Origin of the sequence: Sphingobium sp. DC-2 (assembly GCF_000722555.1) — a bacterium.
Classification (GTDB): domain Bacteria; phylum Pseudomonadota; class Alphaproteobacteria; order Sphingomonadales; family Sphingomonadaceae; genus Sphingobium; species Sphingobium quisquiliarum.
Genome location: NZ_JNAC01000075.1, coordinates 35,829 through 62,559, shown reverse-complemented (window position 1 = coordinate 62,559; position 26,731 = coordinate 35,829). Strand labels below are relative to the sequence as shown.

Below are 26,731 nucleotides of genomic sequence, written 5' to 3'. Positions count from 1 at the left end.
GCGCGATCATGCTGCACTGCGAAATTGCAGATGGTCTCGCCTGCGGCCCTGTGTCATCATCCCTGCTGAATCAGCAAGGGGCGCGCCATGAACGTAAAGGGCAACACCACGCTTTTCATGCCTGCTCCGCGGCAGGGCGGTCCCGAAGCGCTCGCGCGGGAGATTGTCGAGCGGCTGACCTACCGCATCGGCAAGAATGCGCAGGCCGCCAAGCCGCACGACTGGCTGCACGCCGTCATCCTTTCGATCCGGGACCGGGTGATCGACGCCTGGATCAGGTCGACGCAGAAAACCTATGAGGAGCAGGGACGGCGGGTCTATTATCTCAGCCTGGAATTCCTGATCGGCCGCCTGATGCGCGATGCGGCGTCCAACATGGAAATGCTGGACGATGTGAAGGCGGCGCTGGACTCGCTGGGCGTGGACATAGACATCATCGCCGCGCTGGAGCCGGACGCGGCGCTGGGCAATGGCGGCCTTGGCAGGCTGGCCGCCTGCTTCATGGAAAGCATGGCGACGGTGGACGTCCCGGCCTATGGCTATGGCATCCGCTATGTGAATGGCATGTTCCGGCAGGAGATTTCGGACGGCTGGCAGGTAGAACTGCCCGAAACCTGGCTGACGCACGGAAACCCCTGGGAATTCGAGCGGCGCGAGGCGAGCTATGAAATCGGCTTCGGCGGCCGCGTCGACCCCGCCGAAGGAGAGAATGCGGGGCCGCACCAGATGCAGTGGCGGCCCAGCGAGCGCGTGATCGCCACGCCCTATGACACGCCGATCGCTGGCTGGCGCGGCAAGCGGGTGAACACGCTGCGTCTGTGGGAAGCGCAGCCGATCGACCCGATCCTGCTCGATCGCTTCAACGCCGGGGACCATCTGGGCGCGCTGGCCGAAAGCAACCGGGCGGAGGCGCTGACGCGGGTGCTCTACCCTGCCGACAGTTCGCCAGCGGGGCAGGAATTGCGGCTGCGGCAGGAATATTTCTTCTCCTCCGCATCCTTGCAGGACATCGTCCGGCGGCACATGCAATATTTCGGCGACATAAGGACGCTGCCGGACAAGGCGGCGATCCAGTTGAACGATACCCATCCCGCCGTCGCCGTCGCGGAATTGATGCGCATCCTGCTGGACGACCATGGCGTCGATTTCGATGAAGCCTGGGACCTGACGCGGCGCACGTTCAGCTACACCAACCATACGCTGCTGCCCGAAGCGCTGGAAAGCTGGCCGGTGCCGCTGTTCGAACGGCTGCTGCCCCGGCACATGCAGATCGTCTATGCGGTGAACAGCCGCCTGCTCGGCGAAGCGCGGCGGTCGGGACAGTTTGATGACCGGGCGGTCGGCTGCATATCCCTGATCGACGAAGGCGGGGAACGGCGGGTGCGGATGGGCAATCTGGCCTTCGCCGGATCGCACAGCGTCAATGGCGTGTCGGCGCTGCACACGGACCTGATGAAGGAAACCGTGTTCGCCGACCTCCACCGGCTCTATCCCGCGCGCATCAACAACAAGACCAACGGCGTCACCTTCCGCCGATGGCTGATGCAGTGCAATCGCGGCCTGTTCGACCTGATCCGCGAAGCCATTGGCGACCGTTTCATGGACGATCCCGAAGCGCTGCGGGACCTTGACCCCTTCGCCGGCGACGCTGCTTTCCAGGACAGGTTCATGGCGGTCAAGCGCGCCAACAAGGCGGCGCTGTCGGGCCTGCTGCGCGCCCGCGTCAACGCCAGGATCGATCCGGCCGCGCTGTTCGATATCCAGATCAAGCGCATCCACGAATATAAGCGGCAATTGCTCAACATCATCGAGGCGGTGTCGCTGTACGACCAGATCCGGTCCCACCCGGAAAGGGACTGGGTGCCGCGCGTCAAGCTGTTCGGCGGAAAGGCCGCGCCCAGCTATCATAATGCCAAGCTGATCATAAAGCTGGCGGGCGATGTCGCCCGCGCCATCAATCATGATCCGGCGGTGCAGGGGCTGCTGAAGGTGCAGTTCGTGCCGAACTACAATGTTTCGATGGCCGAAGTGATGATCCCGGCGGCGGACCTTTCCGAACAGATTTCGACCGCGGGCATGGAAGCGTCAGGCACCGGCAACATGAAGTTCGCGGTGAATGGCGCGCTGACCATCGGCACGCTGGACGGCGCCAATGTCGAGATGCGCGATCATGTGGGCGAGGAGAATATCGTCATCTTCGGCCTGACCGCGCAGCAGGTCAACGAACGGCGCGCCAACGGCTATAATCCGCGCGACGTCATCGGCCAGAGCCGCGAGCTTGGCCAGGCGCTGGACGCGATCGCCAGCGGCGTCTTTTCCCCCGACGATCCGAACCGCTATCGCGACCTGATCGCGGGCATCTACGATCATGACTGGTTCATGGTCGCCGCGGACTTCGACAGCTATTCAGCGGCGCAGCGGCGCATCGATGCGATCTGGCGCGACCAGGCGCAATGGGCGCGCATGGCGATCCACAATGTCGCCCGGATGGGCTGGTTCTCGTCCGACCGCACGATCAGGGAATATGCCGCCGATATCTGGAAGGTGATGTGATGATGATGGGCTGCGCAGCCGGGTGCTGAGTTCCGGGCAGATCGCCAGGCTGGTCGAAGGCCGCGAGGACGATCCCTTCGCGGCGCTTGGCGTTCACCCGGACGGAAAGGCGTTCACCGCCTGCGTCCTCCTGCCCGAAGCGGTCAGCGTCACCGCCTACCGGCTCGACGGGAAGATGGCGGGCACGCTGGCGCTGGTCGATCCTGCGGGCCTGTTCTTCGGCAAGGTGGCGGTGCGCAAGCGGCAGCCCTTGCGCTATCATGCGGTCTTCCCCGATGGCGGCGAATATTGCTTCATCGATCCCTATGGGTTCGGGCCGGTGCTGGGGCCGCTGGACGATTATTATTTCGCCGAAGGATCGCACGGCCGCCTGTTCGACAAGATGGGCGCGCATCCGATCCGCCATGAAGGGGTGGACGGCACCCATTTCGCGGTCTGGGCGCCCAATGCCGGGCGCGTGTCCGTGGTCGGCGACTTCAACCGCTGGGACGGACGGCGCGGGCTGATGCGCCGCCGTCAGGATGCGGGCGTGTGGGAAATCTTCATTCCCGAAGTGGGACCGGGCGTCCCCTACAAGTTCGAGCTTCTGGCCGCGGATGGAACGCCCTTGCCGCTCAAGGCCGATCCCTTCGCCTTTCAGTCCGAACTGCGGCCGTCCACCGCCTCCATCGTCGCTGCTCCCCCCGCGCATGTGTGGGGCGATGACCGGCATCGCGACTATTGGGCAAAGGCGGATGCGCGGCGCGAGCCTGTCTCCATCTACGAAGTGCATGCCGGATCATGGCAGCGCGACGAAGATGGGAATTTCCTTAGTTGGGATGAGCTTGCCAACCGGCTGATCCCCTATGTGGTGGGGCTTGGCTTTACCCATATCGAATTTCTGCCGATCAGCGAATATCCCTATGATCCCAGTTGGGGCTATCAGACGACCGGCCTTTATGCGCCCACCGCGCGCTTCGGCGACCCGGATGGCTTTGCCCGCTTCGTCGATGGCGCGCACCGGGCGGGGGTGGGCGTGCTGCTCGATTGGGTTCCGGCGCATTTCCCGACCGATGCCCATGGCCTCGCCCGTTTCGACGGGACGGCGCTCTACGAGCATGAGGACCCGCGCAAGGGTTTCCATCCCGACTGGAACACCGCCATCTATAATTTCGGGCGGCGGGAGGTGGCGCAGTTCCTGATCAACAATGCGCTGTTCTGGGCGGAGCGCTATCATGTCGATGGGCTGCGGGTCGATGCGGTGGCATCGATGCTCTACCTCGATTATTCGCGCAAGGCAGGCGAGTGGATACCCAATGCGCAGGGCGGGCGCGAGAATGTGGAGGCGGTCGATTTCCTCCAGCAGATGAACAAGGCGCTGTACGGAACCCATCCCGGCGTGATGACGGTTGCGGAGGAGTCCACGAGCTGGCCCAAAGTTTCCCACCCGGTCCATGAAGGCGGCCTTGGCTTCGGCTTCAAATGGAATATGGGCTTCATGCACGACACGCTGCGCTATCTGTCGCGGGAGGCCGTGCACCGCGCCCACCATCATGACGACATCACCTTCGGCCTGGTCTATGCCTTCACCGAAAATTTCGTCCTGGCGCTCAGCCATGACGAGGTCGTGCATGGCAAGGCGTCCCTGCTGCACAAGATGGCGGGCGACGATTGGCAGAAATTCGCCACCCTGCGCGCTTATTATGCGATGATGTGGGCCTATCCGGGCAAGAAGCTGCTGTTCATGGGGCAGGAATTCGCCCAGCGCGCCGAATGGAGCGAGGCGAGGGCGCTCGACTGGCATCTGCTGGATCATCAGCCGCACCGGGGCGTGCAGAAGCTGGTGGCGGACCTCAATCGCCTCTACCGCTCGCGCCCGGCGCTGCACGCGCGCGATTGCGAGCCGGAGGGGTTCGAATGGGTGCTGGTGGACGCGGCGGCGGATTCCGTCTTCGCCTGGGTCCGCCGCTCCCCTTCCGCCGCGCCGGTCGTGGTCATCAGCCATTTCACGCCGGTCCTGCGGCAGGGCTACAGGATACGCCTGCCCGCCGCCGGGCTGTGGCGAGAGATCATGAACAGCGACGCGGCCGATTATGGCGGCAGCGGCGCGGGCAATATGGGTTCGGTGACGGCGGATGAGGATGGCTGGGCCAGCATCACCATCCCGCCTTTGGGAACCTTGATGCTGGAACTGGACTATAATGATTGGGACGAGAGCAGGCTGACGCCGGGATAAGGAGAAGGAAAATTCCCATGCAACCAAGGCACCAGCCGATTGCTCGTGACGCCATGGCCTATGTGCTGGCGGGGGGACGCGGCAGCCGCTTGGGCGAACTGACCGACAAGCGCGCCAAGCCGGCGGTGCATTTCGGCGGCAAGGCGCGGATCATCGACTTCGCCCTGTCGAACGCGCTCAACAGCGGCATCCGCCGCATCGGCGTCGCGACGCAGTACAAGGCGCACTCGCTGATCCGCCACCTACAGCGCGGCTGGAACTTCCTGCGTCCCGAACGCAACGAAAGCTTCGACATCCTGCCCGCCAGCCAGCGCGTTTCCGAAAGCCAATGGTATGAAGGGACGGCCGACGCCGTGTTCCAGAATATCGACATCATCGAAGGCTATGCGCCCGAATATATGGTGCTGCTGGCGGGCGATCATGTCTACAAGATGGACTATGAACTGATGCTCCAGCAGCATGTCGACACGGGCGCCGACGTGACCGTGGGTTGCCTGGAGGTGCCGCGCATGGAGGCGCGCGGCTTTGGCGTCATGCATGTGGATGAACGCGACGTCATCACCGATTTCGTCGAAAAGCCCAGCAATCCGCCCGGCATCCCCGGCCAGCCCGATCTCGCTTTGGCGTCCATGGGCATCTATGTGTTCCGCACTAAATTCCTGATCGAGGAACTGCGCCGCGACGCCGACAATCCCGCCAGCAAGCGCGATTTCGGCGGCGACATCATCCCCTATATCGTCAAGCATGGGAAGGCCGTCGCCCACCGCTTTTCCAGCAGCTGCGTGCGGGCGGAAAGCGAGCCCGTGCCCTATTGGCGCGATGTCGGCACCATCGACGCCTATTGGCAGGCGAACATCGACCTGACGGAGGTGGTGCCCTCGCTCGACCTGTTCGACCGCAACTGGCCGCTCTGGACATATTCCGAAGTGACGCCGCCCGCCAAGTTCGTCCATAATGAGGATGGGCGGCGCGGGTCCGCCACATCGTCGCTGGTGGCGGGCGGATGCATCGTGTCCGGCTCCTCCCTGCACCGCAGCCTGTTGTTTTCAGGCGTGCGGACGCACAGCTTTTCGTCCGTCACCGACAGCGTGATCATGCCCGGCTGTGAGATCGGGCGCGGGGCGCGGCTGCACAAATGCGTGCTCGATTCCGACGTCATCATTCCGCCGGGCCTGATCGTGGGCGAAGATGCGGAAGAGGATGCGCGCCGGTTCCGCCGCACCGAAAGCGGCGTGTGCCTGATCACGCAATATATGATCGAGCGGCTGGCGCACCGATAGGCTGAGCGGGGGGACATGGGAATGCAGCTGCTTTCGGTCGCGTCCGAAATCTATCCTTTGATCAAGACCGGCGGCCTTGCCGATGTCGCGGGCGCGCTTCCCGCCGCTCTGGCTGGGGAGGGCATTGCCGTGCGCACGCTGGCGCCGGGCTATCCGCAGGTCATGGCGCGCATCGGCAAGGCGAAGGTGGTGCGGCGTTATGACGCGCTGTTCGGCGCACCGGCCTCCATCCTGGCGGCGAAGGCGGGCGATCTCGACCTGCTGGTGCTCGACGCGCCGGACTTCTTCATGCGGGAAGGCGGCCCCTATGGGGATTTGGCCGGACATGACTGGCCCGACAACTGGAGGCGCTTCGCCGCGCTTTCCCGCGCGGGCGCTGACCTGGCGGAGGACGGGATCAAGGGATGGCGGCCCGATATCGTCCATGCGCATGACTGGCAGGCGGCCATGACGGCGGCCTATATGCGCTACGGCCCCGCCCGTGACATGCCCAAGGCCGTGACCATCCACAACCTCGCCTTTCAGGGGCGGTTCGGCCCTGAGATATTCGGCAGCCTTGGCCTTCCGCCCGAAGCATGGGGCGTCGATGGCGTCGAATATTATGGCGGCACCGGCTATTTGAAAGCAGGGCTGATATCGGCCGACCTCATTACCACGGTCAGCCCCTCCTATGCGCAGGAGATACGCTCCCCTGCGCAAGGCATGGGCCTCGACGGCTTGCTGAACGGGCGGGCCGACCGGCTGCACGGCATATTGAACGGGGTGGACACGGCCATTTGGGACCCGGCGACCGATCCCCTGATCGCGCGGCGATATACGGCGCGGGCGCTGGCGGCGCGCACCGCCAACCGCAAGGCGCTGACCAGGCATTTCGGGCTGGATCGCGACGATGCGCCCCTCTTCGTCATCATCAGCCGCCTGACCTGGCAAAAGGGCATGGACATGGTCGCCGACGCGATCGGCCATCTCGTCGCCTTGGGCGCGAAGCTGGCGATCCTTGGGTCGGGCGACCATGCGCTGGAGGGCGCGTTCCTGGCAGCGGCGGAGCGGCATCGCGGGCGCGTGGGCACGCAGATCGGCTATGACGAGCCGCTGTCCCACCTGATGCAGGCGGGCGGCGACGCCATCCTCATCCCTTCGCGCTTCGAACCCTGCGGCCTTACCCAGCTTTACGGCCTGCGCTACGGCTGCATTCCGGTGGTGGCGCGCGCAGGGGGACTTGCCGACACGGTGATCGACGCCAATGAAGCGGCCGTGGCTGCGGGAGCGGCGACGGGCATCGTCTTCGCCCCGTCCGACCCCTCCGCCCTTGCCGGAGCGATCACCAGAACGGTTCGTCTGCATGGCGACAAGGCGGCGTGGCAGGCGATGCAGCGGGCAGGCATGCGCGCGGACTTTTCCTGGGCGCATAGCGCGCGCCAATATGCCCGGCTGTTCCGGGCGCTGGTGCAACCCGCCGCATGAGCAGCCCTTTGCCGGGGCCGGAGACAAGCGGCGAGGGCGTTCGCTTCCGCGTGGCGTCGCCGGACGCGACCCAGCTCTGGCTCTGCCTGTTCGACGCGGGCGATCGCGAGACGCGCCTGCCGATGAGCCGGGATGGCGAGGGCCTCTGGACCGTCGACATAGCCGGAGCGGGGCCGGGAACCCGCTACGGCATCCGGGCCGACGGCCCCTATGATCCCGGCCAGGCCCTGTGGTTCGACCCCGATAAGCTGCTGCTCGATCCCTATGCGCAGGCGATCGACCGGCCGTTCGCCTATGACCCCGCGCTCGCCGCTCCAAGGGGGGAGGGCGGCGACACGGCTCCGCTCATGCCCAAGGGCGTGGTCATCGCCCCTCTGCATCCCGTCGCGATCCAGCCGCCCATGTTCAGCCCCGGCGGGCTGATCTACGAGCTTCAGGCGCGCAGCTTCACCATGCAGCATCCCGATATCCCGGCAGGGCAGCGCGGGACGATCAGCGCGCTCGCTCATCCGGCGATCATCGATCATCTGCGCCGCATGCATGTCGGCGCGGTCGAGTTGATGCCGGTCAACGCCTGTATCGATGAGCGGCACCTCCCGCCCCTGGGCCTGCGCAATGCGTGGGGCTATAATCCCGTCAGCTATTTCGCTCTCGATCCTCGTATCGCGCCGGGCGGCCTTTCCGAACTGCGCGATACGGTGGCCGCGCTGCATGCGGCGGGGATCGGCGTGATCCTGGACATGGTCTATAACCATAATGGTGAAAGCGACATGCTTGGGCCTACGCTGTCGCTGCGCGGTCTGGATGCCCGCAGCGCTTTCCGCCGCGATTCTGACGGCAATCTGATCAACGACACGGGCACCGGCAACAGCATCGATTGCAACCACCCCGCCATGCAGTCGCTCATCCTGGCGTCGCTGCGTCACTTCGTCACCCAGACCGGCGTGGATGGCTTCCGCTTCGATCTGGCCCCCGCGCTGGGCAGGATGCCGGACGGGTTCCATCCCGGCGCGCCGCTGCTGACGGCGATGCGGCAGGACCCATTGCTCGTTGACCGCATCATGATTGCCGAGCCGTGGGACATCGGGCCGGGCGGCTATCAACTCGGACGCTTTGGCGCGCCCTGGCTGGAATGGAATGACCGTTATCGCGACGATGTCCGCCGGTTCTGGCGAGGTGATCCCGCCATGCTGGGCGCGCTGGCGACGAGGCTGGCCGGATCGTCGGACCTGTTCGGAGCAGGGGAGCATACGCGCACGGTCAACTTCATTGCGGCGCATGACGGCTTCACCCTGCGCGACCTTGCCAGCTACGCGCACCGCCATAATGAAGCCAATGGCGAGGATAACCGGGACGGTCATGGCGAGAATTTCAGCTGGAACAACGGCGTCGAAGGTCCCAGCGATGACCCCGCCATAGAGGCGGCGCGGCAGCGCGACGTGAAGGCGCTGCTTTCCACCCTCTTCTGCTCGCGCGGCACGATCATGCTGACCGCCGGAGACGAGTTCGGCCGCACCCAGCGCGGCAACAACAACAGCTATGCGCAGGATAATGCGATCAGTTGGCTGGATTGGACCGGGCGCGACCGGGAGATCGAGGCGCATGCCTTCGCCCTTGCCGCCCAGCGCGCCGGAAGCGCCAACCTGTCCGGCACGAGGCTGCTGACCGATAGCGATGTGGAATGGCTGGACGAACATGGCGCGCCGCTAACCTCCGAAGATTGGGAAAACCCCGCGCGCCGCCGCCTGATCATGCGATATCGCGGAACGGGCCTTGCCCTCTGCGTCAACGGAGAGGTTGAAGGCTGCCGGTTTCAGGCGAGCGGGCAATCCATCGACGTGCCCGGCCGCACGATCGTAACGCTAGGAGGACAGCTATGACGCGCGGCTGTCACGGGATCAGCGCCGGAGCGAGAAGGGCTTGCATTTCGAGTGCGTTCTCAAGCGCAAAGCCAGCGGCCGTGTTGTCGAGGATGATCCAGGTCTCGCGGCCATCCGACATTTCGTTCAAGGCAGCGGCGGACCAGGCTTTGAGGTCCGCCTGCTCATAACGCGACCAGTAGATGCGCGGCGCGCCATGCAGCCTGAAATAGGCGAGTTCCCCGCCTCCACCGGGCCGGGCGGCATCGGATAGCAGCGACGGGTCGGCAGCGGCGCGTCCGATTCCTGTTTCGGCGAACGCCTTGCCGACATGCGGCGCGAACCAGCTGGCATGCCGGGGCTCGCATTGAACGGACGCGCCAAGCTGATCGCGTAGCCGCTCCATCACTGAAAGTAATTCGTCAGCAAAGGTCAGGCTGGGCGGCAGTTGGACAAGGACCACGCCCAATTTGCCTTCCAGTCCCTGCACCTCATCCATGAAGCGGCTGACCACATCATCGCAATCCACCAGCCGCAGTTCGTGAGTGATGGCCTTGGGAGCCTTTACCGAAAACCGGAAATCCGGCGGCACGCTCGCGGCCCAGCGTTGATAGGTGGAGCGGCGATGTGGCCGGTAGAAGCTGCTGTTGATTTCCGCGGCGTTGAAATGACGGGCATAGCGCTCAAGATGCGCGCCCTCCCCAGGAAATTGCGCACTGTAGCGAGATGCGATCGCCCATCCGGCCGTGCCGACCCTGCTCATTCCGATCGTCATGGCGATATCAACGCCATGCCTCGATCGAAGGTCCACGCCCGGTTATGGCGGCGGGGCGGTATTTCCGAATGATATATGAGGGAAAGGTGGTGAGCCCTGCTGGATTCGAACCAGCGACCTACTGATTAAAAGTCAGTTGCTCTACCGACTGAGCTAAGGGCCCTCTCGCTGGAAGGTGTGCACGCCCTAAAGGCCGTGATGCGGCTGGTCAACCTCTAGGACGCTCTATCGGTGACGCTTTTCCCAGCCGTGCTTCGATATGGCGGACGGAGCGGCCGGAGAGCGGGTCCCGCCATGCTGGCGCGATCTGGCTGAGGGGGCCCAGCACGAAGGCGCGCTGGCGGAAGGCGGGATGGGGGATGAGGAGCGACCGGCTTTTCCACTGGCCGCCCGACCACAGGATGATGTCGATATCCATGCTGCGCGCGCCCCAGCGGCGATGGCGGCGGCGGCCGAGCTGCGTTTCGATCCGTTGCAGCGCCAGCAGCATCTCGCCGGGCGTCAGCCTGCTTTCGACGATCAGGGCGCTGTTGGCGAACTGCCGTGCCGAAGGGCCCAGGGGGCGGGTGGGCATGACCGGCGCCATCGCCCGGACCTGCCCCAATTCGCCGATGCGCGCCGCCGCTTCATACAGCAGCCGGGCGGGGGTGCGCCTGGCCGACAGGGCGCGGTTGGATCCAAGCGCCAGGGCATAGAGGTGGAAGGCGGGGGCGGCGGACATGACCCGCGCCTAGCGTCTCAACCCTGCGCTGCAAAGCCTCTGTGGCGCGGGGGGATCAGATGTCCTGCGCGATGCGGCCGTAAAGTTCGGGCCGCCGGTCGCGGAAAAAGCCCATGCCCGCGCGGTGCTTGCGCGCCTGCGCAAGGTCGAGCGTCGCCACCAGCGCGCCTGAATCCCTGCCGTCCGCCTCCGCCGCGAAATCGCCCCATTCGTCGGTGATGAAGCTGTGGCCGTAGAATCTCTGCCCGTCTTCCTCGCCGATGCGATTGGCGGCGATCACCGGCATGCAGTTGCTCACCGCATGGCCGATCATCGCGCGCCGCCACATGCGGCTGGTGTCGAGATCCGCATCATAGGGTTCGGAACCGATCGCCGTGGGATAAAAGAGCATCTCCGCACCCATCAGCGCCATCACGCGCGCGGTTTCGGGATACCATTGGTCCCAGCAGATGCCGACGCCGATCGTCCCATATCGGGTATTCCATACCTTGAAGCCTGAATTGCCGGGGCGGAAATAATATTTTTCCTCATAGCCCGGACCGTCAGGGATGTGGCTCTTGCGATAGACGCCCATAATCTCCCCCTCGTCATCGATCATGGCGAGGGAGTTGTAATGATGCTGCCCGTCCCGCTCGAAGAAGCTGGCGGGAATATAGACGCCGTGCGCCTTGGCGAGCTTGCGCATTTCCTGGACGGCGGGATGTTCGCCTACCGGCAGGGCGTTGGCGAACAGCGCCTCATCCTCCACCTTGCAGAAATAGGGGCCTTCGAACAGTTCGGGGGGAAGGATGATCTTCGCGCCGCGCGCCGCCGCCTTCACGACATGACCCGCGACCATTTCGATATTGTCCGCCATGTCGTCCGAAAAGGCGAGTTGGAGCGCGGCGACGGTGACTTTGGTCATTGGTTCATGGTCCCTGGAGACGGCGGCGAAAGACGCTGAGGACATAGGGCAGGATCGCGCAGGCGCAACCGGTGACCGGCGCGGCGCGCGACGAAACTCCGCTCAGGCGGATGGCATCTGCTGGCTGGTGCAGTGAAAGCTGCCCCCGCCCGACAAGATGGCGTTGCTGGGCAGGCCGACAATGTCGCGGCCGGGGAAGAAGGGCCGTAGCGCATCCAGTGCCGCCTGATCATTGGCGCAGCCATAGAGGGGCACGATGACGGCGGCATTGCCGATGTAGAAATTCATGTAGCTCGCCGGAACGGCCTCTCCATCCACGACGACGCGGCCGGGGGAGGGGATGGGCGCGACCTCGACGCCGAACGCCTGCGCGCGCGCGCGCGCGTCGGCATAGATGGCCGCGTTGGGATCGTCATCGCCCGCCGATTCGGGCAGCGCCAGCACGCCCGGCGCCACGAAGCGCGCCAGATTGTCGACATGGCCGTCGGTATGATCGTTCATCAGCCCCTCGCCCAGCCACAGCATGTCCGACAGGCCAAGCGATCCCGCCAGCAGCGTTTCGATCTTGCCGCGGTCCAGGTCCGGGTTCCGGTTGGGGTTCAGCAGGCATTGTTCGGTCGTGACGAACAGGCCGGTGCCGTCCGTGTCCACCGCTCCGCCTTCGAACACCCATTGCTGGGTGGATGTGGGAAGGCCGGTCATCGCCGCCAGCCGCGCGCCGATATCCTCATCCCCCGCCATCTGATATTTGCCGCCCCAGCCGTTGAAGCCGAAATCGACCAGCGCCCGCTCCCGGCCGCGCATCACCGCAATGGGCGCTGTGTCGCGCAGCCATACGTCGCCCAGCTTCTGAACGACGATGCTGACGCCCGGCGCGGTCAGGGCGCGCGCCGCCTGCGCATCTGCTTCATCGGCCACGACCAGCCGGACCTCTTCCCCCTTGCCGTCCGCATGCAGGGCGTTCGCGAAATCAGCGATCTGCCGCCGGGCCTCGTCGAAAGCGCCGGGCCATTCTTCAGGCTTGGCCGGAAAGCCGATCCAGGTCCATTCGTGCGGCGCCCATTCGGCTGGCATACGGAAGGTCATGGGCTTTCTCCTGATGGGGGGCGGGTCCTGTCCGCCTCTACAGGATCACGGGTCCCATGGAAGCGGCAAATGGGGCTGGCTTCACCGGCCAGCGCGGCTTCTGTCGCGAATGGCGCGGAATTCGTCGCCCGGCGTCCAGTTGGGCCAGTCCGTGCTGTCCGCCAGAGCGCGGCCGACATCATAATAAAGTTTAAGGTCGGCCTTCACCCCGCTCCAGTCCCAGTTGGGATCATATTCATCCTTCGGCCCGTGGTAGCGATGCTCCTCATAGTCCCTGGCCGCCGCCGCTCCGGCCGCCGTGCCGCCCTTCACCAGATCCTGCCCGCCTTCGAAATAGAGCATCGGCACGCCCTTCTTGGCGAAGCTGAAATGGTCGGAGCGATAGTAGAAGCCCTTTTCCGGCGTGGGCTCCATGCTCGCGATCCGCTTCTGCGCGGCAAGGGCGCGATCCAGATAGGCGTCGAGCTGCGACTTGCCCTTGCCGATGACCACCACATTGCGGGCGAGCCCGGCCATGCTGAGCGCGTCCATATTGACGCCGCCCACCGTCTGGCGCAGCGGCACGGCGGGATGATCGGCGTAATAAGCCGAGCCGAGCAGCCCGGACTCCTCCGCCGTGACGGCAAGGAACAACTGGCTGCGGTCAGCCGGACCAGCCTTCACATTCGCCTCCGCCAGCGCGACCAGGGCCGCCGTGCCGGTGGCATTGTCGATCGCGCCATTGCAGATATCGTCGCCATCGGGCGCGGCCTTGCACCGGCCCAGATGATCCCAATGGGCAGCGTAGAGCACATATTCGTCCGGCCGCGTGCTGCCGGGCAGCAGGGCCACGACATTCCTGGACCGATGCTTGCGCACCACATTGTCGAAACTGACGCTGGCTTTCACGCCCTTGAGCGGCACCGCCTTGAACCCGCGCTTTTTGGCGGCGGCCGAGAGGGTGTCCAGGTTGAGCCCGGCACTGGCCATCAGCGCCGCCGCCTTGTCCTTCCCCATCCATCCGATCGCGGCGGACTGGCGCGCATCGCCATCAGCGCTGTCGGCTACATGCTGGGCGCCGGTCCAGCTGGACTGCACGACGTTCCAGCCATAGGCGGCGGGTTCCGTGTCATGGACGATGATCGCCGCGGCCGCGCCCTGCCGCGCGGCTTCCTCGAACTTGTAGGTCCAGCGGCCATAATAGGTCATCGCCCGCCCGTTGAAGGGGCCGGTGAGCGCCGCCGCCTGATAATCGGGGTCATTCACCAGGATGATGACGGTCTTTCCGCGCACATCCACACCGGCATAGTCGTTCCACTTCTTTTCCGGCGCGTTGATGCCATAGCCGACGAAGACGACCGGGCTGTCCTTCACCTCCACATGCGGCTGCGCGGTGCGGTAGGTGGCGATCACCATTTCCGGCCCATATTCCGCCGAAACCGCCGTCTTCCCGCCCGTGAAGCGCAGCGGCGTCACATCCCTGGCGGTGATCTCCACCAGCGGCACATCCTGGAACCAGCTGCCCTTGTTGCCGGGTTTCAGCCCCAGAGCCTCGAACCGCTGCACCAGATAGGCCAGCGTCTTTTCCTCGCCCGCCGTGCCCGGCGCGCGCCCTTCATAGGCGTCGGAGGAAAGCTCCTTCACAACCTCCTTCATCGTGTCGATCGAAGGCGCGGCGTCGCGCGGCGCAGCCAGCGCCGGAACGCCCGCCGCGGCGGCGATCAGGGACAGGAGGGGCAGGAGGGCGATGCGCATGACGACAGCCTTGTTTGGACCAGCGATGGTCCCGGTGATGCCAGCGCGGCCGCATGCAGGCAAGCCGATGAGCGCAAAAGAAAAAGGCGGCCCGCGCAGGACCGCCTTCTCCCAAAATCCGAAATGCCTGATCGATCAGCGCGAATAGAATTCGACGACCAGATTGGGCTCCATCTTCACCGGATAGGGCACTTCGTCCAGCGTGGGCACGCGGACATAAGTCACCTTGGCCGCGCCATCGGGGGACACATAGTCGGGGATGTCGCGTTCGGGCAGGCTCTGCGCTTCAAGCACCAGCGCCATTTCCTGCGCCTTCTTGCCCAGGGTGATTTCGTCGCCCGGCTTCACCAGACGCGACGCGATATTGCACTTGACGCCGTTCACATAGATGTGACCGTGCGAAACGATCTGGCGTGCCGAAAAGATGGTCGGCGCGAACTTGGCGCGATAGACCACCGCATCTAGGCGGCGTTCCAGCAGGCCGACCAGATTCTGGCCGGTGTCGCCCTTCATCCGCGCGGCTTCGATATAGTTCTTCTTGAACTGCTTTTCGGTGATGTCGCCATAATAGCCCTTCAGCTTCTGCTTGGCGCGAAGCTGAATGCCATAGTCGGACATCTTGCCCTTGCGGCGCTGGCCGTGCTGGCCGGGGCCATATTCACGCTTGTTGACCGGGCTCTTGGGGCGGCCCCAGATATTCTCGCCCATGCGGCGGTCGAGCTTATGCTTGGCGCTGGAACGCTTCGACATGATATTTCCTTCGATATGCTAACAACGTTGGTTCCGGTACTCGCCTGCTTGCCTGAAAGGGGCAGGGCCGCCGCTTCACCGGAGTGCAGGGCCAATCGCGAAGGCGCGCCTATGGCCTTGGGCGGGGATCATGTCAAGCCCTCGACAGGGGGTGGATGCCAGCCTAATCGGTAGGCCCATGAACCCGGAAAGCTATTCGACCATGGAGCAGGTGCGCGCGGGCGTCGACAATCTCGACCGCCAGATCGTCGCTCTGCTCGCTCAGCGCTTCGCCCATATGCGCGCCGCCGCCCGCATCAAGGAGGAGCGGAGCGCCGTGCGGGACGAGGCGCGCAAGGCCGAAGTCATCCAGAATGTCCGCGAAGAGGCCGCCCGGCAGGGCGCGCCGGAAGACATTCTTGCGGCCTTGTGGGACCAGCTGGTCGAAGCATCGATCGCCTATGAAATGACCGAGTTCGACCGGCTGAAAGCCTGAAACACTGCCCGCGATATTCTAACGCGCGCGCGGGTTGGCGAGCGCCGACAGCACGCCGCGCAGCGTCCGCACCTCCAGGTGATTCCAACCCGGCTTGGTGAGCAGGTTGCGCAAGGTCCGCTTGGTCGCGGGCGCGCGGTCGGGCGGGAAGAAATAGCCCGCGCCCTCCAGCAAGGTTTCGAACTGGCCGATCATGCCTTCCAGCTCGGCCTGCGGCGCGGGTTCGCCCAGGTCGGTGACGGTCGGCTGCTCCAGCCCGGCCTGCTTCGACCATTCATAGGCGCACAGGATCACCGCCTGGGCAAGGTTGAGCGATCCGAATTCCGGGTTGATCGGCACCGTCAATATCTTGCGGGCCAGCGCGACATCCTCCGTCTCCAGCCCCGACCGTTCAGGCCCGAAGACATAGGCGCAGCGGCCGCTCGCCCGATGCACCTCGCGCGCGGCTTCTTCCGGGGTCACCACCGGCTTGGTGACGCCGCGCTTGCGCACCGTGGTGGCATAGACATGCGCGCAATCGGCGACCGCATCGGCCAGCGTCTCGAACAGCTCCGCCTTGTCCAGCACGACATCCGCCCCCGCCGCCGAGGGCCCCGCATCGGGATTGGGCCAGCCGTCGCGGGGACTGACCAGCCGCATCTCGGTAAGCCCGAAATTCAGCATAGCCCGCGCCGCCTTGCCGATATTCTCGCCAAGCTGCGGGCGGACAAGGACGATGATAGGGGGAGGAGCGCTATTTTCTTCCATGATGCCGTTCGTCCTGAGTAGGGGCTGAGCTTGTCGAAGCCCCGTATCGAAGGATTTGCGCGCCAACCGGCTGACCATGTCCCAGTCGCCAGCGATCAGCGCTTCCTTCTTTTTCCGCGACCAGCCCTTGATCTGCTGCTCGGCGGCAAGGGCTTCTTCCCGCGTACCGAAATCCTGTTGCCAGACCAGTTGAAGGGGGCGGCGGTTTTGCGTGTAACCGGCAATCTCGCCTGTCTGATGCTGGGCGATACGCTTCTCAAGATTATCCGTATGCCCAAGATAGTAGCTGCCGTCCGAGCATCGCAGCATATAGGCGTGGAACGTCATGGCATTGTCCTTCGATACGCCATTTCGACAGGCTCAATGGCTACTCAGGACGAACGGGGTTGCGAAGGGGAGGGACCGGCCCCCTCACTCACTCCCCACCTCCTTCACCGAACCGGCGAAATCCTCGAAGTCCCGCGCATCGGTGAAGTCCTTATACACGCTGGCGAAGCGGATATAGGCGACGCTGTCCAGCCGTTTCAGCCCCTCCATCACCATTTCGCCGATCGCCCGCGCGGGCACTTCGCCTTCGCCGCTGGTCTCCAGCTGCCGCTGGATGCCGGAGATCAGCTTTTCCAGGCGGCTGGGGTCGATCTGCCGCTTGCGGCAGGCGATGTCGATGGATCGGGCCAGCTTGTCGCGGTCGAACGCTTCCTTGCGCCCCTCGCTTTTCACCACCCAGATGTCGCGCAACTGGATGCGTTCGAACGTGGTGAAGCGCGCCCCGCAGGCTTCGCACTGACGGCGGCGGCGGATGGCGGCGCCGTCCTCGGTGGGACGGCTGTCTTTTACCTGGCTGTCGTCATGGGCGCAGAAGGGGCAGCGCATTCAGCAGATATCTCCATTCGTCCTGAGCAGGAACCGGGCTTGTCCAAGGCACGTATCGAAGGATTGAGCAAAGCTCCAGCCCTTCGATACGCCTTTTGCCTTTCGGCCGTCCTCGATCCCGCTCAACGGCCATGCAGGACGAACGGTAGAAGTTCGCTTTAACCCTCGTAGATCGGGAAGCGGGTGCAGAGGGCCGACACGCGTTCGCGCACATTGGCCTCCACCGCTGCGTCGCCATGCTCGCCCTTGTCGCGCAGCCCTTCCAGCACGTCCGCGATCATGTCGCCGATCGCCTCGAACTCGGCCACGCCGAAGCCGCGCGTGGTCCCCGCGGGCGAACCCACACGGATGCCGCTGGTCTTCGTCGGGGGCAGGGGGTCGCCGGGCACGCCATTCTTGTTGCAGGTAATGAAGCTGCGCTCCAGCGCCTCATCCGCATCTTTGCCCGAAATGCCGAAGGGGCGCAGGTCGATCAGCGCGAGATGCGTGTCGGTGCCGCCCGAAATCACGGCCAGGCCGCGCTGCTCCAGCCTGGCGGCGAGCGCCTTGGCATTGGTGACGATCGCCTGCGCATAGGTCTTGAACTCAGGGCGCAGCGCTTCGCCGAACGCCACGGCCTTGGCGGCGATGACGTGCATCAGCGGCCCGCCCTGAAGGCCGGGGAAGACTGCCGAATTGATCTTCTTCGCGATGGCTTCGTCATCGGTCAGGATCATGCCGCCGCGCGGGCCGCGCAGGGTCTTGTGCGTGGTGGTGGTCACGACATCGGCGAAACCGAAGGGCGTGGGATGCGCGCCCCCGGCGACCAGCCCGGCGAAATGCGCCATGTCCACCATGAACAACGCGCCCACCTTGTCAGCGATGGCGCGGAAGCGCGCGAAGTCCAGATGGCGCGGATAGGCCGACCCGCCCGCGATGATCAGGGTCGGCTTGGCCTCGATCGCCTGCGCTTCCAACGCGTCATAATCGATGAGGTGCGTGTCTTCGCGCACGCCATATTGCACGGCATTGTACCACTTGCCCGACAAGGCGGGCTTGGCGCCGTGCGTCAGGTGGCCGCCCGCGTCGAGCGACAGGCCCATGATCGTGTCGCCCGGCTTGGTCAACGCCAGCATCACCGCGCCGTTCGCCTGCGCGCCCGAATGGGGCTGCACATTGACGAAGCCGCAGTTGAAGATTTCCTTGGCGCGGTCGATGGCGAGCTGCTCGACCTCATCCGACGGCGCGCAGCCCTGATAATAGCGCTTGCCCGGATAGCCTTCGGCATATTTGTTGGTGAATACGCTGCCCTGCGCTTCCAGCACAGCCTTCGACACGATATTTTCCGATGCGATCAGTTCGATCTGCGTCTGCTCGCGCTTCAATTCCTTGGTGACGCCAGCGAAGACGGCCGGGTCGGCATCGGCCAGGCTGCGCGTGAAATAACCTTCCGCGCGGATGTCGGACAGGTCGGGCTGGCTGAGGGTGGCGGTGCTCATCGGGCGTACTCCTTAAAGCGCGGGCTGGGAGAGTTTTTCGACGCGGCCGCTGTGACGGCCTCCGCCAAATTGGGTGGAAAGGAAAGCGGTGACGCAGGCCCTTGCCATGTCGGCGCCGGTCAGGCGCGCGCCCAGGGCAAGCACATTGGCGTCATTATGTTCGCGCGCCAGTGCGGCCGACAGCGGTTCGGACACCAGGGCGCAGCGGCAGGCCGGATTGCGGTTCACGGCGATGGAAATGCCGATGCCGGACCCGCACAGCGCGATGCCCCGTTCCGCAGCGCCCGACGCGACGGCCGCCGCCAGCTTGTAACCGAAATCGGGATAGTCCACGCGATCGGCCGTGGCGGGGCCAAGATCGTCGACCTCATGCCCTTCGGCGCGCAGCCAACCGGCAAGTTCCGCCTTCAGATCAACGGCGGCATGATCGGAAGCGATGGCGATTTTCACGGTGTAATGATCCTGTCACGCAAAAGGTGATTCGTTTCCCGCGCCTCTTAGGGGCACAGGCGGCCAATTGCCACAGTCCAGCTAGCCGCTTATGGCCTGCCCCATGGCAGGGACGATATTATCCATTCTGATGCTCGCGGGATTGTTCCTGACGGGCGGCGGCATCTACGCGATCGCGAAAAAGGGCGACCGCAAGCGCGGCGTGCTGATGATCATAGCGGGGCTGGTGATGTTCGCCAATGTCGCCATCTCCGCCATTCCCGGCCCGGACGTGCCGATGCTGGAAAGCCGCGCCGACTGATCAGGCGCGCAGGGCCATCGCCGCCAGCAGGTCCGTCTGCGTCACCAGCCCGCGCAGCTTGCCGTCTCCATCCACGACGATCGCCTCCCGCCGCGCTCCGCTGGTCAGCGGCCGCAGCAGTTCCGACACCGGCGTCTGGTCTGACACGAGCAGCGGCGCCGACGCGATGTCGCGGACAGTCTCTCCCGCGCGGGCAAGGTCCAGCGGGCTGACCAGCCCCTGCACCCGCCCTGCATCGTCCAGCACCGGCAGCGACAGCAGGCGGCGGGCATGCAGCAGTCCCGCCGCCTCCATCACCGGCTGGCTTTCCCGGACGGAGATGATGTCGCGCGACATGATCTCGCCGCAGGTCAGCGCCGCATGGCTCCGCTCGGCCGCGCGCACCTCCGCATCATGCAGCACGACCTGCAAGTCGGCCGCATCGACGTCGGTCGAAGAAGCCCGGCCCCGGCGGCGCGGGGATGAAGGCGCTGTAATAGCGGCTCCATATCAGGCGGCTTTCGTCATTCTTCTCATTCTGCATGGCCCGCCGCCGCTAGTCGCGGGTGGATGGCAGGCCAAGACATATTTTCTTGGGTCCATGATCAGGCCAGGCCATGCGGAACCGGCGGACACAAAAAAGGGCCGGTCCACGGCCCTTTTCTCGATCTCTGGACAATCAGCGAATGGGTGAATCGGGCGCAAGCCGCATATCGAGATAATTGTCGACCGACTTCATCAGCTGATCCAGCTCATGTTCGAAAAAGTGGTTCGCGCCACGGATTTCGTCATGATGGATGGTGATGCCCTTTTGCGTGCGCAGCTTGTCGACCAGCTTCTGCACGGCGCTGGCGGTCACGACCTCGTCCGCCGTCCCCTGCACGATGATGCCCGAAGAAGGGCAGGGCGCGAGGAAGGAGAAATCGTACATATTAGCGGGCGGCGCGACCGAGATGAAGCCCCGGATTTCGGGACGGCGCATCAACAGCTGCATGCCGATCCACGCGCCGAAGGAGAAGCCCGCGATCCAGGTGGTCTGCGCTTCGGGATGGAAGCTCTGCACCCAATCGAGCGCGGCGGCCGCGTCGCTGAGTTCGCCCACGCCATTGTCGAACGTCCCCTGGCTGCGCCCGACCCCGCGGAAGTTGAAGCGCAAGGTGGCGAAACCCCGCCTCACGAAGGTCTTGTACAGCGCCTGGGTGATCCGGTCGTTCATCGTGCCCCCGCCTTGCGGATGGGGATGAAGGATCATGGCGACAGGCGCGCGGGGGCGGGGCGGGGGGCTGAAGCGGCCTTCCAGGCGGCCTTCGGGTCCGGGAAAGATAACGTCGGGCATGGCACCTTATTATGGTTCTGGCCGCGAGCGGCTGATGGATGCGGTGGGCGCAAGCCTGTGCTGGCGTTGCGCGGCAGACCGCCTATATAGAAGTCGCCGCCGTTTCCGCAATCAATGAGTATAGCCGCCTCGTGGCCGCCGACCGTCTTTACCTGGACCACGCCGCAACGACGCCGATGGCGGCGGCGGCGAAAGCCGCGATGATCGACGCGATGGACCGCTGGGCCAACCCGTCCAGCCCCCATGCCGACGGCCGCGCCGCGCGCGCCGCGCTGGAGGATGCGCGGGGGCGGATCGCGGACGCGCTGGGCTGGCGCGGGCATGTCATCTTCACCTCCGGCGCGAGCGAGGCGATCGCCCTTGCTCTGTCCCATGTGCCAGCCGCCGGTCTCGCGACCTCGCCGGTCGAACATGATTCGGTGCTGCGCGTCACCCCTGCGGCGGAGCGGCTTCCGGTCGATGCGCAAGGGCGGGTGGAAAGGACCCCGCGCCCTTTCCGCATGATCGCCGTCCAGCACGTCAATAACGAAACTGGCGTCATCCAGCCGCTAGGGAGCCTCGACCGCTCCGGCGCGCTGCTGTTCGCCGACTGCGCGCAGAGCGCTGGAAAGCTGCCGCTGCCCGACGCCGACATGATCGCAATCAGCGCGCATAAATTCGGCGGCCCGCCGGGCATAGGCGCGCTGCTGGTCAAGGATCTGGCGCTGTTGCGCCCCAGCGGCGGGCAGGAGCAGGGCTATCGCGCCGGCACGGAAAACCTGCCCGCAGCGCTGGCGATGGCCGCCGCCCTGGAACAGCGTGATGACTGGCTGCCGCGCGCGGAAAGGCTGCGCGCCCGGCTGGACAGCGGCATCGAGCAGGCGGGCGGCGAGGTGATCGCCAGCAACGCGCCCCGCATCGCCACGATCGCCAGCTACCGCATGCCCGGCGTTTCCGCCCGCGCCCAACTGATCCAGTTCGACCTCGCTGGCATATCGGTTTCCGCGGGCAGCGCCTGTTCGTCGGGCTCGCTCAAGACCAGCCATGTCCTCAACGCCATGGGCTGCTCCGCCCCCGCCACTACCGAAGCGGATGTCGACCGTTTCCTGCGCCACTGGACCCGTCTCGCGGAGCGCGGCCGATGAGCATCTATCTCGATTATCAGGCGACCACCCCGCTCGCGCCCGAAGCATTCGACGTCATGACGCCATTGCTCCGCGACCAGTTCGCCAACCCGCACAGCCCGCACCGGCCGGGGCGCGCCGCTGCCGCGCAGGTCGAACTCGCCCGGACGGAGGTTGCGCAACTCTTGCCCGGCGGCGGACGGCTTCTTTTCACCTCCGGCGCGACGGAGGCGCTCAACATCGCCATTCAGGGCGCTCCGCCCGGCGGCATCGTCACCATCGCCACCGAACATGCGGCGGTGCTCGACACGGCGCTCGCCCAGCGCAGCAAGGGCCGCGAAGTCACCATCCTGCCCGTGGGGCCGGACGGCCTTGTGGACATGGACGCGGCTGAAAAAGCGATCCGGCCCGGCGTTGCGCTGGTCGCCGCCATGCTGGTGAACAACGAAATCGGCGTGATCCAGCCGGCCGCCCGGCTGGCGGAACTTGCCCATGCGGCGGGCGCGCTGTTCCTGTGCGACGCCGTGCAGGGATATGGCCGCACCGATATTCCCGCCGATGCGGATATGATCGCGATCAGCGCGCACAAGATCCACGGTCCCAAGGGCGTGGGCGCGCTCTGGCTGCGTGACGGCGTTCAGCTTGAACCGTCCATCCATGGCGGCGGTCAGGAACAGGGGCTGCGATCGGGCACGCTGTCGCCCGCGCTTTGCGCCGGGTTCGGCGTTGCCGCCCGGCTCATGCGGGAAAGGGCGGGGGCCGACCGCGCCCATGTGGAAATGCTGTGGGACAAGGCGCAAACGCTGTTCAGCGGCTGGACGCTGAATGGCAGCGCGGACAGCCGCTATCATGGCAATATGAACCTGCGCCGCGATGGCGTGGACGGCGCGCGGCTGTTGTCCGATTGCCGGAATGTCGCTTTTTCGCTCGGCAGTGCTTGCGCTAGCGGGTCCGGGCGGCCTAGCCATGTGCTGCGCGCCCTGGGGCTGTCGGACCGGCAGGCGCGTGGATCGGTGCGGATCGGCTTTGGCCGGTACACGACGCTGGCCGAACTGGAGGATGCTGCGGTAATCATGAATGAAGCGGCAGCCGTCCAAGCGGCGCCGTAAGCCAGGGGAAGTCGTTATCAATGGTCAGGGTCACCTTCATCAGTGCGGATGGCGAGCACCGGCAGGAGGTTGAGGCCGCCGCCGGATCGGTCCTGCTGGAAGTCGCCCAGGCGGCGGGCCAGCCGCTGGAGGGGACGTGCGAAGGCCAGATGGCCTGCTCCACCTGCCATGTGATCGTGGACCGCGACGATTTCGACAAGCTGACCGGCGCGAGCGAAGCGGAGGAGGACATGCTGGACCTTGCCGCCGCCGCCACGCGGACCAGCCGCCTGTCCTGCCAGATCGTTCTTGATGACGGGCTGGATGGCCTCACCGTCCGAATTCCCGGCCAGTTCTACAATATGCAGGGCATGTAAGCCGGTGCGCTTTCCGCTTCTGACCGCATTGCTCGCCGCCGCGCCATTCCTGACACTGGGGCCTTCCGCAGCGCAGGAGCGCGAATCCCTGCTGCCGCCCGCGCCCCGCTACATGGTCAGCCAGTCGGCGGTAAACGAGGCGCGCAACCCGCGCGAGATCGAGAAGGAAAGCGGCGGGCGGCTCGGCGTCGCGCTGATCGACAGCAAGGGCGCCCTGCTGCTCGGCTTCAACCGCGACGAACGCTTCGCCATGTGCTCGACCTTCAAGGCGCCCTTGGCCGCCGCCGTGCTGATGGGCGCTGAGGCGGGCAAGTTCGGGCTGGACGGCCAGGTCGCCTTTTCGAAAAGCGACCTTCAGAACCATGCCCCGGCGGTGAAGGCGAACATCAAGCGCGGGCGCATGTCGATGGCTGAACTCGCCGAAGCCGCCGTGGAATTGAGCGACAACAGCGCGGCGAACCTGTTGCTGCCCTTCGTCGGCGGGCCGGAGGGGCTCACCGCCTTCATGCGCTCGCATGGCGACGCGGTCAGCAGGCTTGACCGCAACGAGCCCGGCCTCAACGAAAATGCGCAGGGGGATGAGCGTGACACGACCAGCCCGGCGGCCATGGCGGGCCTTATGGCGCGGCTCCTCTTCCAGGACATGCAGCCCGAAAGCGCCGCCAGGCTGCGCGAATGGCTGAACGGCAGCAGCACCGGCGACCGGCGGATCAAGGCGGGACTGCCGGAAGGCTGGACCTCCGGCAGCAAGACGGGAAGCTGCGGCACCGCCTATAATGACGTTGCCCTGATCAAGGCCCCGTCCGGCGAGGAATATATCCTCGCCATCTATCTCGATCGCCCAACGGTTGAGGGCAAGGCGGCCGAAAGCGCCATCGCCGACGCCGCGCGCGCCGCCCTGAGCCTGATCAGCAAGGCGCAACGCACCGGCCTGCAATAAGCGGGCCTTGCCATCGCCGCAGCCTTTCGCCATATGCGCCGCGGGAGTCGGGCGGACGTGGTCGTCGCCAACCTGGTCAGGTCCTGACGGAAGCAGCCACAACGATTTCGCCGCGGGTCGTTCCGGCTCCCACCTTCATCCGGCTTTCCGGCTTCGACAGCCGCTCGCCAAGCCGCTAGATTGATCCTCATGTCCGATTCACCCCAGCCTTATCGCGTGCTTGCGCGCAAATACCGGCCGCGCAATTTCAGCGAGCTGATCGGGCAGGATGCGATGGTGCAGACGCTCGGCAACGCCATCAGGCGCGGGCGGCTGGCCCATGCCTTCCTGATGACGGGCGTGCGCGGCGTCGGCAAGACGTCGACCGCGCGGCTGATCGCCAAGGCGCTGAACTGCGTCGGTCCTGACGGGCAGGGCGGCCCCACCATCGATCCCTGCGGCCAGTGCGAACCGTGCAAGGCCATTGCGGAGGGGCGGCACATCGACGTGGTGGAAATGGACGCCGCCAGCCATACCGGCGTCGACGATGTGCGCGAGATCATCGAAGCGGTGCGCTACGCCGCCGTGTCGGCCCGCTACAAGATCTACATCATCGACGAAGTCCACATGCTGTCGAAAAATGCGTTCAACGCGCTTTTGAAGACGCTGGAGGAACCGCCCGCCCATGTAAAATTCCTGTTCGCCACGACAGAGGTGAACAAGGTCCCCGTGACCGTCCTGTCCCGTTGCCAGCGCTTCGACCTGCGCCGCATCCCGGCCGAGATGCTGGCGGCGCATTTCACCCATGTGGTCGATGCCGAGGGCGTCGCCGCCGAAGCGGACGCGCTCGCGCTGATCGCCCAGGCGGCCGAAGGGTCTGCCCGCGACGGCCTTTCCATCCTGGACCAGGCGATCGCCCATGCCGAAATGGGCGAGGGCGCTCCCGTGGTCACCGCCGCCCAGGTGCGCGAGATGCTGGGCCTGTCGGACCGGGGCGCCGTCCGCCGCCTGCTTGGCCTGCTGCTGGAAGGGGATACGGGCGCGCTGCTGGGCGCGGTGCGCGATCAATATGCGCTGGGCGTCGAACCGCTGGCGCTGATGCGCGGCCTGCTGGAACTCGTCCATGCCGTGACCTTGCAGAAGGCCGGGCGCGACATTTCCAGTCCCGGCCAGTCCGCCGAGGAGCAGGAGGCGCTCCGCAACTGGGCCGCGCAGATCGGCTTCGCGCCGCTCCATCGCCTGTGGCAGCTTCTGCTCAAGGGTCATGACGAAATCGCGAGCGCCGCATTCCCGATCGAAACCTGCGAGATGGCGCTGCTGCGCGTGATGCATGCCGCCACCATGCCCGATCCCGGCGAAATCGCCCGGCTGCTGCGCGATGGACCGGCTTCCGGCGCGCAAATGCCTGCGTCCGGCACGCCTTCCGCTCCCGCAAGCGAGCAGCCGTCAGCCTCGCTCCCCGCGACGTTCGAGCAGATGATCGCCGCGCTGGAGGATGGCGGGCGGCACATGATCGCGGGGCAGATCAGGGATTGCGTCCGCCTCGTCAGCTACGCGCCGCAATCGATCGAGATGCAGCTCGTCCCGCCGCTGGGCAGGGAGTTCGCCAAGACGCTGGAATCCGCCCTGCATCAGGTCACCAGGGCCCGCTGGCAGGTCAGGATCAGCGACGGCCCCGCAGCGCCGACCCTGTTGGAACAGGATGAGCGGCGGCGCGCTGATGAGCGGGCGGAGATATTGGAAACACCCGTGGTGAAGGCGGCGATGGCGGCCTTCCCCCACGCCGAGCTCAGCGATGAGCTTGAACAATGGAGCGCAGAGCGATGAAGGATCTGAACGAGATATTGGGCATGGCCAGCCGCGTGCAGGAGGAATTGCAGCGCGCGCAGGAAAATCTGGACAAGATCGAGGTGGAGGGCGCTGCGGGCGGCGGCCTGGTCAAGGTGCGCGCCTCCGCCAAGGGGCGCATCGTCGGCGTGTCGATCGACGACAGCCTGCTCGCCCCGTCCGAAAAGCAGATGCTGGAGGACCTTGTCGCCGCCGCCTTCAACGATGCGCGCAAGAAAGCGGATGAGGCAAGCTCCGCCGAAATGTCGAAGATGACGAGCGGCCTGCCTCTGCCTCCGGGCTTCAAGCTGCCTTTCTGAACAAAAGCGGCAGGCGATCAGCGGCCGTTCATGGATCCTTTAATAAGCAGGCGCGATTGAATGGCGGGGTGATTGTCCCCATAAAGCGATGAACTGCATGGCGGGCCAGGGTCCTGC

The 26,731-nt window shown here is 65.5% G+C and carries 26 protein-coding genes, 1 tRNA gene and 1 other RNA gene; 15 read left to right on the top strand and 13 right to left on the bottom strand.

Annotated elements, in window-relative coordinates; translation table 11 throughout:
* Window positions 1-87: 87 nt before the first annotated feature.
* The 5 genes from ET21_RS0116130 to glgX are packed head-to-tail and all read left to right on the top strand — an operon-like array spanning window position 88 to window position 9,392.
* Complete coding sequence (locus tag ET21_RS0116130; protein ID WP_030540490.1) at window positions 88-2,553, top strand: glycogen/starch/alpha-glucan phosphorylase; 2,466 nt, start codon at window positions 88-90, stop codon at window positions 2,551-2,553.
* Window positions 2,554-2,575: 22 nt separating this feature from the next.
* Entirely contained in the window at window positions 2,576-4,768 is a 2,193-nt protein-coding gene (gene glgB / locus ET21_RS0116125; RefSeq protein WP_051768198.1) for a 1,4-alpha-glucan branching protein GlgB, read from the top strand.
* Window positions 4,769-4,785: 17 nt separating this feature from the next.
* A complete protein-coding gene (gene glgC, locus ET21_RS0116120) occupies window positions 4,786-6,048 on the top strand; it encodes a glucose-1-phosphate adenylyltransferase (protein WP_030540488.1) in 1,263 nt (420 codons plus the stop codon).
* Window positions 6,049-6,063: 15 nt separating this feature from the next.
* Window positions 6,064-7,512: a glycogen synthase GlgA gene (glgA, locus tag ET21_RS0116115; RefSeq protein WP_030540487.1), complete on the top strand. Its 1,449-nt coding sequence runs from the start codon at window positions 6,064-6,066 to the stop codon at window positions 7,510-7,512.
* Window positions 7,509-9,392: a glycogen debranching protein GlgX gene (gene glgX / locus ET21_RS0116110; protein WP_030540486.1), complete on the top strand. Its 1,884-nt coding sequence runs from the start codon at window positions 7,509-7,511 to the stop codon at window positions 9,390-9,392. Before glgA ends, glgX begins: the two co-directional genes overlap by 4 nt.
* Before the next feature lie 10 nt (window positions 9,393-9,402).
* Here glgX and ET21_RS0116105 read toward each other — a convergent pair whose 3' ends face one another.
* The 6 genes from ET21_RS0116105 to ET21_RS0116080 all read right to left on the bottom strand — a co-directional run bounded on the left by ET21_RS0116105 (window position 9,403) and on the right by ET21_RS0116080 (window position 14,591).
* A complete protein-coding gene (locus ET21_RS0116105) occupies window positions 9,403-10,146 on the bottom strand; it encodes a DUF72 domain-containing protein (protein WP_030540485.1) in 744 nt (247 codons plus the stop codon).
* 87 nt (window positions 10,147-10,233) lie between these two features.
* A tRNA-Lys gene (locus tag ET21_RS0116100) sits at window positions 10,234-10,309 on the bottom strand.
* A gap of 45 nt (window positions 10,310-10,354) precedes the next feature.
* The gene (gene folK, locus ET21_RS0116095; protein WP_030540484.1) at window positions 10,355-10,867 is read right to left on the bottom strand and encodes a 2-amino-4-hydroxy-6-hydroxymethyldihydropteridine diphosphokinase; all 513 of its coding nucleotides are present in this window, start codon (window positions 10,865-10,867) and stop codon (window positions 10,355-10,357) included.
* A gap of 55 nt (window positions 10,868-10,922) precedes the next feature.
* Window positions 10,923-11,771 (bottom strand): N-carbamoylputrescine amidase, encoded by an 849-nt coding sequence (gene aguB / locus ET21_RS0116090; protein WP_021239709.1) that lies wholly within the window; start codon window positions 11,769-11,771, stop codon window positions 10,923-10,925.
* A gap of 102 nt (window positions 11,772-11,873) precedes the next feature.
* Entirely contained in the window at window positions 11,874-12,857 is a 984-nt protein-coding gene (locus ET21_RS0116085; protein ID WP_030540483.1) for an agmatine deiminase family protein, read from the bottom strand.
* Window positions 12,858-12,938: 81 nt separating this feature from the next.
* Window positions 12,939-14,591, bottom strand: a complete 1,653-nt coding sequence (locus ET21_RS0116080; RefSeq protein ID WP_030540482.1) for a M28 family metallopeptidase — start codon at window positions 14,589-14,591, stop codon at window positions 12,939-12,941.
* On the opposite strand from ET21_RS0116080, the gene ET21_RS27770 reads away from it, so the two are divergent.
* Window positions 14,584-14,739, top strand: a complete 156-nt coding sequence (locus ET21_RS27770) for a hypothetical protein (protein ID WP_156029230.1) — start codon at window positions 14,584-14,586, stop codon at window positions 14,737-14,739. The two genes, ET21_RS0116080 and ET21_RS27770, sit on opposite strands and share 8 nt — an antisense overlap.
* On the opposite strand, the gene rpsD is transcribed toward ET21_RS27770, so the two are convergent.
* Window positions 14,727-15,341 (bottom strand): 30S ribosomal protein S4, encoded by a 615-nt coding sequence (gene rpsD, locus ET21_RS0116070; protein ID WP_021239705.1) that lies wholly within the window; start codon window positions 15,339-15,341, stop codon window positions 14,727-14,729. The genes ET21_RS27770 and rpsD overlap by 13 nt on opposite strands.
* Before the next feature lie 178 nt (window positions 15,342-15,519).
* On the opposite strand from rpsD, the gene ET21_RS0116065 reads away from it, so the two are divergent.
* The gene (locus ET21_RS0116065) at window positions 15,520-15,816 is read left to right on the top strand and encodes a chorismate mutase (RefSeq protein ID WP_021239704.1); all 297 of its coding nucleotides are present in this window, start codon (window positions 15,520-15,522) and stop codon (window positions 15,814-15,816) included.
* An 18-nt stretch (window positions 15,817-15,834) separates the two neighbouring features.
* On the opposite strand, the gene ET21_RS0116060 is transcribed toward ET21_RS0116065, so the two are convergent.
* From ET21_RS0116060 to rpiB, 4 genes are all read right to left on the bottom strand, one after another.
* Window positions 15,835-16,890 (bottom strand): TrmH family RNA methyltransferase, encoded by a 1,056-nt coding sequence (locus tag ET21_RS0116060; RefSeq protein WP_021239703.1) that lies wholly within the window; start codon window positions 16,888-16,890, stop codon window positions 15,835-15,837.
* A gap of 84 nt (window positions 16,891-16,974) precedes the next feature.
* Window positions 16,975-17,436 carry a transcriptional regulator NrdR gene (gene nrdR, locus ET21_RS0116055; protein ID WP_021239702.1) on the bottom strand — a complete coding sequence of 154 codons (462 nt, stop codon included), beginning with the start codon at window positions 17,434-17,436 and terminating at the stop codon, window positions 16,975-16,977.
* A 158-nt stretch (window positions 17,437-17,594) separates the two neighbouring features.
* On the bottom strand, window positions 17,595-18,914 hold the full coding sequence (glyA, locus tag ET21_RS0116050; protein ID WP_021239701.1) for a serine hydroxymethyltransferase: 1,320 nt from the start codon (window positions 18,912-18,914) through the stop codon (window positions 17,595-17,597).
* A gap of 12 nt (window positions 18,915-18,926) precedes the next feature.
* Window positions 18,927-19,364 (bottom strand): ribose 5-phosphate isomerase B, encoded by a 438-nt coding sequence (rpiB, locus tag ET21_RS0116045; protein WP_021239700.1) that lies wholly within the window; start codon window positions 19,362-19,364, stop codon window positions 18,927-18,929.
* Window positions 19,365-19,467: 103 nt separating this feature from the next.
* On the opposite strand from rpiB, the gene ET21_RS0116040 reads away from it, so the two are divergent.
* Window positions 19,468-19,665 (top strand): hypothetical protein, encoded by a 198-nt coding sequence (locus ET21_RS0116040; RefSeq protein ID WP_030540480.1) that lies wholly within the window; start codon window positions 19,468-19,470, stop codon window positions 19,663-19,665.
* Here the strand turns inward: ET21_RS0116040 and ET21_RS0116035 are convergent, their stop codons facing one another.
* The gene (locus ET21_RS0116035; RefSeq protein WP_237751584.1) at window positions 19,666-20,067 is read right to left on the bottom strand and encodes an HPP family protein; all 402 of its coding nucleotides are present in this window, start codon (window positions 20,065-20,067) and stop codon (window positions 19,666-19,668) included. It abuts the gene before it with no gap.
* Window positions 20,068-20,323: 256 nt separating this feature from the next.
* On the bottom strand, window positions 20,324-20,980 hold the full coding sequence (locus ET21_RS0116030) for an alpha/beta hydrolase (protein WP_021239697.1): 657 nt from the start codon (window positions 20,978-20,980) through the stop codon (window positions 20,324-20,326).
* Window positions 20,981-21,111: 131 nt separating this feature from the next.
* On the opposite strand from ET21_RS0116030, the gene ET21_RS0116025 reads away from it, so the two are divergent.
* The 7 genes from ET21_RS0116025 to ET21_RS0116000 all read left to right on the top strand — a co-directional run bounded on the left by ET21_RS0116025 (window position 21,112) and on the right by ET21_RS0116000 (window position 26,614).
* On the top strand, window positions 21,112-22,104 hold the full coding sequence (locus tag ET21_RS0116025) for a cysteine desulfurase family protein (RefSeq protein ID WP_030540478.1): 993 nt from the start codon (window positions 21,112-21,114) through the stop codon (window positions 22,102-22,104).
* Window positions 22,101-23,192: a cysteine desulfurase family protein gene (locus ET21_RS0116020; RefSeq protein WP_030540477.1), complete on the top strand. Its 1,092-nt coding sequence runs from the start codon at window positions 22,101-22,103 to the stop codon at window positions 23,190-23,192. Before ET21_RS0116025 ends, ET21_RS0116020 begins: the two co-directional genes overlap by 4 nt.
* 20 nt (window positions 23,193-23,212) lie before the next feature.
* A complete protein-coding gene (locus tag ET21_RS0116015; RefSeq protein WP_021239097.1) occupies window positions 23,213-23,548 on the top strand; it encodes a 2Fe-2S iron-sulfur cluster-binding protein in 336 nt (111 codons plus the stop codon).
* A 28-nt stretch (window positions 23,549-23,576) separates the two neighbouring features.
* A complete protein-coding gene (blaSGM, locus tag ET21_RS0116010) occupies window positions 23,577-24,488 on the top strand; it encodes an SGM family class A beta-lactamase (RefSeq protein ID WP_030540476.1) in 912 nt (303 codons plus the stop codon).
* Window positions 24,489-24,527: 39 nt separating this feature from the next.
* Window positions 24,528-24,625: signal recognition particle sRNA small type (ffs, locus tag ET21_RS27150), an RNA gene on the top strand.
* A 52-nt stretch (window positions 24,626-24,677) separates the two neighbouring features.
* Entirely contained in the window at window positions 24,678-26,294 is a 1,617-nt protein-coding gene (locus ET21_RS0116005; protein WP_021239095.1) for a DNA polymerase III subunit gamma/tau, read from the top strand.
* On the top strand, window positions 26,291-26,614 hold the full coding sequence (locus ET21_RS0116000) for a YbaB/EbfC family nucleoid-associated protein (RefSeq protein ID WP_021239094.1): 324 nt from the start codon (window positions 26,291-26,293) through the stop codon (window positions 26,612-26,614). Before ET21_RS0116005 ends, ET21_RS0116000 begins: the two co-directional genes overlap by 4 nt.
* The last annotated feature ends 117 nt before the right edge of the window (window positions 26,615-26,731 follow it).

What these genes read in the sequence shown, in the direction of transcription:
- nrdR (WP_021239702.1), bottom strand. Translation starts at nt 17,436, where the DNA reads ATGCGCTGCCCCTTCTGCGCCCATGACGACAGCCAGGTAAAAGACAGC.
- ET21_RS0116060 (WP_021239703.1), bottom strand. Translation starts at nt 16,890, where the DNA reads ATGACGTTCCACGCCTATATGCTGCGATGCTCGGACGGCAGCTACTAT.
- ET21_RS0116105 (WP_030540485.1), bottom strand. Translation starts at nt 10,146, where the DNA reads ATGACGATCGGAATGAGCAGGGTCGGCACGGCCGGATGGGCGATCGCA.
- glgC (WP_030540488.1), top strand. Translation starts at nt 4,786, where the DNA reads ATGCAACCAAGGCACCAGCCGATTGCTCGTGACGCCATGGCCTATGTG.
- ET21_RS0116040 (WP_030540480.1), top strand. Translation starts at nt 19,468, where the DNA reads ATGGCAGGGACGATATTATCCATTCTGATGCTCGCGGGATTGTTCCTG.
- ET21_RS27770 (WP_156029230.1), top strand. Translation starts at nt 14,584, where the DNA reads ATGCGCATGACGACAGCCTTGTTTGGACCAGCGATGGTCCCGGTGATG.
- aguB (WP_021239709.1), bottom strand. Translation starts at nt 11,771, where the DNA reads ATGACCAAAGTCACCGTCGCCGCGCTCCAACTCGCCTTTTCGGACGAC.
- glyA (WP_021239701.1), bottom strand. Translation starts at nt 18,914, where the DNA reads ATGAGCACCGCCACCCTCAGCCAGCCCGACCTGTCCGACATCCGCGCG.
- ET21_RS0116080 (WP_030540482.1), bottom strand. Translation starts at nt 14,591, where the DNA reads ATGCGCATCGCCCTCCTGCCCCTCCTGTCCCTGATCGCCGCCGCGGCG.
- ET21_RS0116030 (WP_021239697.1), bottom strand. Translation starts at nt 20,980, where the DNA reads ATGCCCGACGTTATCTTTCCCGGACCCGAAGGCCGCCTGGAAGGCCGC.
- glgA (WP_030540487.1), top strand. Translation starts at nt 6,064, where the DNA reads ATGGGAATGCAGCTGCTTTCGGTCGCGTCCGAAATCTATCCTTTGATC.
- folK (WP_030540484.1), bottom strand. Translation starts at nt 10,867, where the DNA reads ATGTCCGCCGCCCCCGCCTTCCACCTCTATGCCCTGGCGCTTGGATCC.
- ET21_RS0116065 (WP_021239704.1), top strand. Translation starts at nt 15,520, where the DNA reads ATGAACCCGGAAAGCTATTCGACCATGGAGCAGGTGCGCGCGGGCGTC.
- ET21_RS0116085 (WP_030540483.1), bottom strand. Translation starts at nt 12,857, where the DNA reads ATGACCTTCCGTATGCCAGCCGAATGGGCGCCGCACGAATGGACCTGG.
- ET21_RS0116020 (WP_030540477.1), top strand. Translation starts at nt 22,101, where the DNA reads ATGAGCATCTATCTCGATTATCAGGCGACCACCCCGCTCGCGCCCGAA.
- rpsD (WP_021239705.1), bottom strand. Translation starts at nt 15,341, where the DNA reads ATGTCGAAGCGTTCCAGCGCCAAGCATAAGCTCGACCGCCGCATGGGC.
- glgX (WP_030540486.1), top strand. Translation starts at nt 7,509, where the DNA reads ATGAGCAGCCCTTTGCCGGGGCCGGAGACAAGCGGCGAGGGCGTTCGC.
- ET21_RS0116015 (WP_021239097.1), top strand. Translation starts at nt 23,213, where the DNA reads ATGGTCAGGGTCACCTTCATCAGTGCGGATGGCGAGCACCGGCAGGAG.
- ET21_RS0116130 (WP_030540490.1), top strand. Translation starts at nt 88, where the DNA reads ATGAACGTAAAGGGCAACACCACGCTTTTCATGCCTGCTCCGCGGCAG.
- ET21_RS0116000 (WP_021239094.1), top strand. Translation starts at nt 26,291, where the DNA reads ATGAAGGATCTGAACGAGATATTGGGCATGGCCAGCCGCGTGCAGGAG.
- ET21_RS0116005 (WP_021239095.1), top strand. Translation starts at nt 24,678, where the DNA reads ATGTCCGATTCACCCCAGCCTTATCGCGTGCTTGCGCGCAAATACCGG.